The 7,790-nt window shown below is 43.6% G+C and carries 5 protein-coding genes and 1 riboswitch; of the genes, 3 read left to right on the forward strand and 2 right to left on the reverse strand.

All coding sequences use genetic code 11. From position 1 onward, the window contains the following. Positions 1 to 306: CorA family divalent cation transporter (locus GMD6S_RS07640; protein WP_000815615.1), on the reverse strand; the 306-nt coding region annotated here is incomplete at its 3' end. 136 nt (positions 307 to 442) lie between these two features. Between GMD6S_RS07640 and uvrA the strand changes: the two genes are divergently transcribed. Further along, positions 443 to 3,268, forward strand: a complete 2,826-nt coding sequence (gene uvrA, locus GMD6S_RS07645) for an excinuclease ABC subunit UvrA (protein ID WP_001152876.1) — start codon at positions 443 to 445, stop codon at positions 3,266 to 3,268. Positions 3,269 to 3,305: 37 nt separating this feature from the next. On the opposite strand, the gene GMD6S_RS07650 is transcribed toward uvrA, so the two are convergent. Next, positions 3,306 to 4,061 (reverse strand): hypothetical protein, encoded by a 756-nt coding sequence (locus tag GMD6S_RS07650; RefSeq protein WP_001043930.1) that lies wholly within the window; start codon positions 4,059 to 4,061, stop codon positions 3,306 to 3,308. 147 nt (positions 4,062 to 4,208) lie between these two features. Here GMD6S_RS07650 and GMD6S_RS07655 point away from each other — a divergent pair, with 147 nt between their 5' ends. Together GMD6S_RS07655 and mgtA are read left to right on the forward strand one after the other, a co-directional pair. Further along, the gene (locus tag GMD6S_RS07655) at positions 4,209 to 5,270 is read left to right on the forward strand and encodes a M24 family metallopeptidase (RefSeq protein ID WP_000952766.1); all 1,062 of its coding nucleotides are present in this window, start codon (positions 4,209 to 4,211) and stop codon (positions 5,268 to 5,270) included. A 53-nt stretch (positions 5,271 to 5,323) separates the two neighbouring features. Continuing rightward, positions 5,324 to 5,475: riboswitch (M-box (ykoK) riboswitch) on the forward strand. Positions 5,476 to 5,670: 195 nt separating this feature from the next. Beyond that, on the forward strand, positions 5,671 to 7,790 hold a 2,120-nt coding region (mgtA, locus tag GMD6S_RS07660), incomplete at its 3' end, for a magnesium-translocating P-type ATPase (protein ID WP_000858866.1).

Raw genomic sequence — 7,790 nt, forward strand, 5'->3', positions numbered from 1 at the left:
GGTGGTGATAATGGTTTCCTCTGTGATGATAATCCCCAGCGGAATCGTAACGTAGTAGGTACGATTGTTTCTTTCCTCTGTGATGGGAACGTCCACGATGATCAAAGTGTACTCATCTTCGATGGTAATACGGGACATTTCTTCCGCATCGAGCGGTGCTCGAAGGTCGGCAATGTCAATGTCGAAGGCGTTAGCGATTTCCAACGATTCATTTTGTGTAGGATTGACGAGGTTGATCCAAGTACCTGGTTCAAGCGTGTCGATCTCTTTAAATTCCGTTGTTGTTGAGAGAAAAACTTGTTTCATATCCCCTATCCTTTCCTACTATTCAGTGATTCATTTTTTGCACCGTACTATTATACTATAAAAACAGCTTTTTGGGTAATAGAATTTCACATTTTTTGGTATAATGGAAAGCAATAATGGACTAGAAAGAACAAAGATGCAAGATAAAATTGTGATTCATGGGGCACGTGCCCATAACTTAAAAAATATTGATGTGGAGATTCCGCGAGACAAGCTGGTTGTTGTGACTGGTTTGTCAGGGTCTGGGAAATCCAGTCTGGCCTTTGATACCCTCTATGCTGAGGGCCAACGTCGCTATGTAGAGAGTCTATCAGCCTATGCTCGCCAGTTTTTGGGCAACATGGAAAAACCAGACGTGGATGCTATTGATGGCCTCAGCCCAGCTATTTCCATCGACCAAAAAACGACTAGCAAAAACCCGCGCTCGACCGTTGGAACGACGACTGAAATCAATGATTATCTGCGTCTCCTCTACGCACGTGTGGGGACGCCTTACTGTATCAACGGGCATGGGGCTATCAAGGCTTCTTCTGTGGAGCAAATTGTGGATAAGGTCTTGGAATTGCCAGAACGCCAACGCTTGCAGATTTTGGCCCCTGTCATCCGCAAGAAAAAAGGCCAACATAAGAGTGTCATTGAGAAGGTTCAGAAAGACGGTTATGTTCGTGTCCGTGTGGATGGGGAAGTCTATGATGTGACCGAAGTGCCAGAGTTGTCGAAGAGCAAGCAACACAATATCGATGTTGTTGTTGACCGTATCGTCATCAAGGAGGGCATTCGTAGTCGTCTCTTTGACTCCATTGAGGCAGCCCTTCGTATCGCAGAAGGTTATGTCATTATCGACACTATGGACGATTCTGAGTTGCTCTTTTCTGAGCATTATGCCTGTCCAGTTTGTGGTTTTACAGTACCAGAGTTAGAGCCTCGTCTCTTCTCCTTCAATGCCCCGTTTGGCTCGTGTAGTGAGTGTGATGGTTTGGGCATCAAGCTGGAGGTGGATGTTGACTTGGTGGTTCCTGATACCAGCAAAACTTTGCGTGAGGGAGCATTAGCACCTTGGAATCCTATCTCATCCAACTACTATCCAAATATGCTAGAGCAGGCCATGACAGCCTTTGGAGTGGATATGGATAAGCCTTTTGAGGACTTGTCAGAAGAAGATAAAAACTTGATTCTTTACGGGTCTGATGGCAAGGAATTCCATTTCCACTATGAAAATGAATTTGGCGGTGTGCGCGATATTGACATTCCTTTTGAGGGAGTTGTCAATAATATCAAGCGTCGTTACCATGAGACTAACAGTGACTACACCCGTACCCAGATGCGACTCTACATGAATGAGCTGACTTGTGGAACCTGTCATGGCTATCGTCTCAACGATCAGGCCTTGTCTGTCCGTGTGGGTGGTGAGCAAGGACCACATATTGGTGAAATCTCAGATCTGTCTATCGCAGACCACTTGGAGTTGGTGAGCCAGCTGACCTTGTCTGAAAATGAAGCGATTATCGCCCGTCCCATTCTCAAGGAAATCAAGGATCGATTGACCTTCCTCAATAACGTAGGTCTTAACTATCTGACCCTGTCACGTTCGGCAGGAACCCTATCAGGTGGAGAGAGTCAGCGTATTCGCTTGGCAACCCAGATTGGGTCCAACCTATCAGGTGTCCTTTATATCCTGGATGAGCCGTCGATTGGTCTTCACCAGAGGGATAATGACCGCCTGATTGCTAGTCTGAAAAAGATGCGTGACTTGGGCAATACTCTCATCGTGGTGGAACACGACGAAGATACCATGCGCGAGGCGGATTATCTGATTGACGTTGGTCCAGGTGCCGGTGTTTTTGGTGGCGAGATTGTTGCTGCAGGAACACCCAAGCAGGTGGCCCGTAATAGTAAGTCTATTACAGGCCAGTACTTGTCAGGTAAACGTGCCATTCCAGTACCAGAAGAGCGCCGTGCCGGAAATGGTCGCTTTATCGAAGTGACAGGTGCGCGTGAGAACAACTTGCAAAATATCACTGCTCGCTTCCCATTAGGAAAATTCATCGCGGTGACAGGTGTGTCAGGTTCAGGGAAATCGACCTTAATCAACAGCATCCTCAAAAAAGCCATTGCGCAGAAGCTCAATCGCAATTCAGACAAGCCTGGTAAATTTAAGACGATTACAGGGATTGAGCATGTAGACCGCTTGATTGATATTGACCAGAGTCCAATCGGGCGAACGCCAAGGTCTAACCCGGCTACCTATACGGGAGTTTTTGACGATATACGTGACCTTTTTGCCCAGACAAACGAAGCTAAGATTCGAGGCTACAAGAAGGGCCGTTTCAGTTTCAACATCAAGGGCGGTCGTTGCGAAGCCTGCTCAGGTGACGGGATTATCAAGATCGAGATGCACTTCTTGCCAGATGTATACGTGGCTTGTGAAGTCTGCCACGGGACTCGCTACAACAGTGAAACCCTAGAAGTCCACTATAAGGAAAAGAATATCTCGCAGGTTTTGGACATGACCGTCAACGATGCGGTGGAATTCTTCCAACACATTCCCAAGATTCAGCGTAAACTTCAGACCATCAAGGATGTGGGGCTGGGCTATGTAACGCTAGGGCAACCGGCTACCACCCTTTCTGGAGGAGAAGCTCAGCGTATGAAGTTGGCTAGTGAACTCCACAAACGCTCGACAGGGAAATCCTTCTACATTCTGGATGAGCCAACTACAGGGCTTCACACTGAGGATATCGCTCGCTTGCTTAAAGTCTTGGCTCGCTTTGTCGACGATGGGAATACTGTCCTCGTCATCGAGCACAATCTAGATGTTATCAAGACAGCAGACCATATCATCGATTTGGGACCTGAGGGCGGTGTCGGTGGTGGAACCATCATCGCAACAGGAACCCCAGAAGAAGTAGCGGCCAATGAAGCCAGCTACACAGGACAGTATTTGAAAGGAAAGTTAAAATAAGATTTAAAAGGCTCTGCTTTTTTAGGCAGAGTCTTTTTTATAATAAATTACGAATTTTTTCTTTTATAAATGAGTTAAGAGAATAGTGTTTATCCAGATATTCTAGGAGTGCTTGAGCAGACTCAGAAATGCGTTCGTAACCTTGCAAAAAGTGAGGCAATTGCTTGGCTTCCTTTGGATAACCTTCTTCAAATCGTCTGTTGGTATTAAAGATATCTATAAAATTAGATTTAGAAGTTGTTTCCAAACTGATTAGTTCAGTCCAAAGCTTGACGGTTCTGTTTTGTATTAAATCATAAGCAGCTAATTTTTCGCCTCGCTGATAACGACCTAGCCCTAAATATAGATTACATAAAATTTCTCCCAACAACCATTCACGGTCTCTGTTTTCTTTTGATGGCAGTCTTTGTGGCTGACAGATTGTTTCATCAAAACCGACCTCCTTCCAGATAATCTTGCCTTCAGAGAAGGGAATGTTTACTAGTTCTTGAGCTTCAAAGACAGCAAATTCACAAAAAACATCATCTTCAAATAGAACTTTATGTCCGTCCACTGTATTTTGGTAGTGAAATGCAATTGGTTCTAGCTTACTTAACCAGGTTAGGTCTTGGATATAAGTCTGCTTGTAGCCATCTTTTACAATAACAAAGAAGTCTAAATCTGAGTACTGATCCAATCGTTCTCTTTCTGTTCCGCAAGAACCAAGCGCCAGCAAAGCTAGTGCTTGGTTCGAATCTTTTAGAGACTGACCAATCTCATCTAGTCTTTGTAACAGCAATTCTGTTTTATTCATATCGATACCTCATTCTTTCTTGTTTAACAGAAATTATACATTAAGCGCTTTCAAATGTCAATTTTATCTAATCTTAGCTATATAGATTGTATTATTTTCGATATTTTTTTGCTATAATAAATTAAATCATTTTATGGAGGTTTTCTCATGTTATCAAGAGTTGAAAAATTTGAAGTAGCCTTAAAACAGACAGAGTGTGATGCTGTCTTAGTAACCAATCTGAAGAATATTTACTATCTGACTGGTTTCAGCGGGACAGAGGCGACAGTTTTCATCAGTAAAAAGCGCCGGATTTTTCTGACGGATTCTCGTTATACTCTTATTGCCAAGGGCGTGGTTGAGGGCTTTGACATTGTGGAAACGCGCGATGCGGTTGGTGAAATTGCTAAAATTATAGCGGACGACAAGCTGGAAAAAATTGGCTTTGATGACGAGATTTCCTATGCTTACTTCAAGATGCTGGAAAGTGTGTTTGCTGGTCATGAGCTGGTTCCAATGACTGGTTTTATTGAAAATCTGCGGATGATCAAGGATGAGCAAGAAATCGCAACCATTCGTAGGGCCTGCCAGATTTCTGACCAAGCCTTCCTAGATGTACTGGATTTTATCAAGCCCGGTGAGACGACTGAGCTAGCCGTTATGAACTTTTTAGATGCCCGTATGCGCCAGCTAGGTGCTTCAGGTGCCTCTTTTGATTTTATCATCGCTTCGGGCTACCGCTCTGCTATGCCACATGGCGTGGCTAGTGACAAGGTCATTCAAAAGGGTGAAACCCTGACCATGGACTTTGGTTGCTACTACAACCACTATGTCAGCGATATGACGCGGACAGTTCATGTGGGGCAGGTGACAGATGAAGAGCGGGAGATTTATGATATTGTCCTGCGCAGCAATCAAGCCCTCATAGATGCAGCCAAGGCTGGTCTCAGTCGAATTGATTTTGACAGGATTCCGCGCCAGATTATTAACGATGCAGGCTACGGTCCTTACTTCAGCCACGGGATTGGACATGGGATTGGTTTGGATATCCATGAAATTCCTTACTTTGGCAAGTCAGAAGAGCCAATCAAGGCTGGTATGGTCTTGACTGATGAACCAGGCATTTATATTGAAGATAAATACGGGGTTCGTATTGAAGATGATATCCTGATTACAGATAACGGTTGTGAGTTATTGACACTTGCTCCAAAAGAATTGATTGTTATCTAAAAAATGAGATAAATCATTGACTTTTATATTTTAAAGGTTTATACTGATAGACGAAAACGGTAGGTGAGGCTACCATAGGGATACGGATGACTACCGCAAAGCAGTGGAGACACTACTCGTTGGTCAACAGTCCTGGTCGCGAAGGCCAAGACTAAGCTCATTACATCGCCCTATGGAGTTAAAGCTTGAACGAAAAAACAGATAACTAGTTTTTTAATCCTGCCATTTTATGGTGGGATTTTCTACTGTTTTAGAACAAGGAAAGGAGACAAACGATGCAAATTGACGATCATCCAGAACCGCACATACACAGCCAATCGCTGATTTGTGTCGTTCTGCCCTTATAAAGTGATTGGTCTCTGTGTATGAAACACATCATTCATACAGATAGGAGAAACCAATGAAAACTACAAAAGAAAGATTAGCAGTAGCTATTCACACACCTTTAAACGAAACTCTATCTTTTTATAAGACAAGTCTAACAGGCTTGACTGAGGAGCAGGTGGAGAAAAATCGTGACCTATATGGCGAAAACACCATCACCAAGGGTCAAGAAGACAGTATCTTCAAAAAGATTTACGAATCGATTATCAATCCATTTACAATCATCCTGTTGGTCATCGCTATGATTTCCATGGTGACCAATGTCTGGTTGGCGAAGCCTGGGCAAGAAGATCCGACGACCTCTATCATCATCGTCGTTCTCGTTCTAATCTCTGGTGGCATACGCTTTGTTCAAGAATTGCGGAGTGACAAGGCTGCGACCAATCTATCCAAAATGATTGTGAACACAGCCACAGTTATCCGCGAAGGCCAGAGTTTAGAGGTCGCAATTGAAGATTTGGTCGTTGGAGATATAGTCAAGTTAAGTGCTGGGGATATGATTCCAGCAGACCTCATTTTAATTGAATCACGTGATTTCTTTGTTCAACAGTCTGGTTTGACAGGTGAAAGTGACTCGGTTGAGAAACTAGCCTTGTCAAAAATGAGTCAGTCAAACTTTGATAGTCTGCTAGAAGCAGAAGCGCTCGCTTTTATGGGAACCAATGTGATATCAGGAAGCGCCAAGGCTTTGATTCTAGCGGTCGGTGATGACACCATGATGGGAGAAATCGAGCAGACTCTCAATACCTATGACGAACCAACCTCTTTTGAGCGGGAGATGAACAGTATCTCTTGGCTCTTGATCCGTTTGATGTTAGTCATGGTTCCCATCGTCTTTCTCTCCAATGGCTTGACAGATGGAGACTGGCTGGAAGCAGGTGTGTTTGCACTGAGTGTTGGTGTTGGATTGACACCTGAGATGCTTCCCATGATTATCACTGCTAGTCTAGCAAAAGGCTCCATTATCATGGCCAAGGAAAAAGTCGTCATCAAAAAACTCAATGCCATACAAGACCTAGGTGCTATTGATATCCTATGCACAGATAAAACCGGAACCCTTACCCAAGACGAAATTGTCCTTGAATATCCTTTGGATATACATGGAGATTTGGATTTATCTGTGTTGAGACGTGCCTATCTCAATTCCTATTTTCAAACCGGTTTGAAAAACTTGATGGACCGTGCCATTATCAGTAGAACTGAAAAAGAAGCTAAAGAACACGCTATTCTACAAAATTTGGATACTAGCTTCCAAAAAATCGATGAACTTCCATTTGACTTTGAACGTAGACGGATGAGTGTCATCGTCAAGGATGAAAACGAAGTTGTTAGTTTGGTAACCAAGGGTGCCCTAGAGGAAATGCTTGCGATTTCAACCCATGTGGAATATCAAGGTCAGATTAGCCCTCTGACGGATGATATCCGAGTGGAAATCTTAAAAGAAGTAGATCAACTTAATCAACAGGGATTGCGAGTCTTGGGAGTCGCCTATAAAACAGGCCTAAAAGAAGGTTTTGCTTACTCCGTTGAAGATGAAAAAGAGATGATTCTAACCGGATATCTTGCCTTTCTAGATCCACCAAAACCATCAGCAGCACCTGCTATCCAAGCTTTGTTAGAACACGGTGTTCAAACAAAGATCTTGACGGGAGACAATGAGAAGGTAACCCAAGCAGTATGCGAAAAAGTTGGTTTAGACGTTGATCAAATCTTGTTGGGTTCTGATATTGACGCTATGACGGACGAAGAATTGGCCCAAGCAGTTGAGAAAGTGACTGTCTTTGCCAAACTCTCTCCGGATCAAAAAGCACGAATCATTTTACAAATCAAATCGAATGGACATTGTGTCGGCTATATGGGAGATGGGATCAATGATGCCCCTTCTATGAAAGTGGCAGATGTGGGGATTTCTGTTGATACAGCAGTAGATATTGCCAAAGAAACGGCTGATGTCATTTTGTTAGATAAGGATTTGATGGTGCTTGAAAAAGGGCTGGTTGAAGGACGCAAAGTCTATGCCAACATGACCAAATATATCAAGATGACGGTCAGCTCTAATTTCGGGAACATTTTCTCTCTGCTAGTGTCTGGTATCTTTTTACCTTTCCTTCCTATGGCTCCGATTCACTTGATTGT

The organism is Streptococcus sp. GMD6S (assembly GCF_000297015.1).

Bases quoted from the DNA above. Each gene is read 5' to 3' on its own strand.
- GMD6S_RS07655 (WP_000952766.1), top strand. From the start codon at position 4,209: ATGTTATCAAGAGTTGAAAAATTTGAAGTAGCCTTAAAACAGACAGAG.
- uvrA (WP_001152876.1), top strand. From the start codon at position 443: ATGCAAGATAAAATTGTGATTCATGGGGCACGTGCCCATAACTTAAAA.
- GMD6S_RS07650 (WP_001043930.1), bottom strand. From the start codon at position 4,061: ATGAATAAAACAGAATTGCTGTTACAAAGACTAGATGAGATTGGTCAG.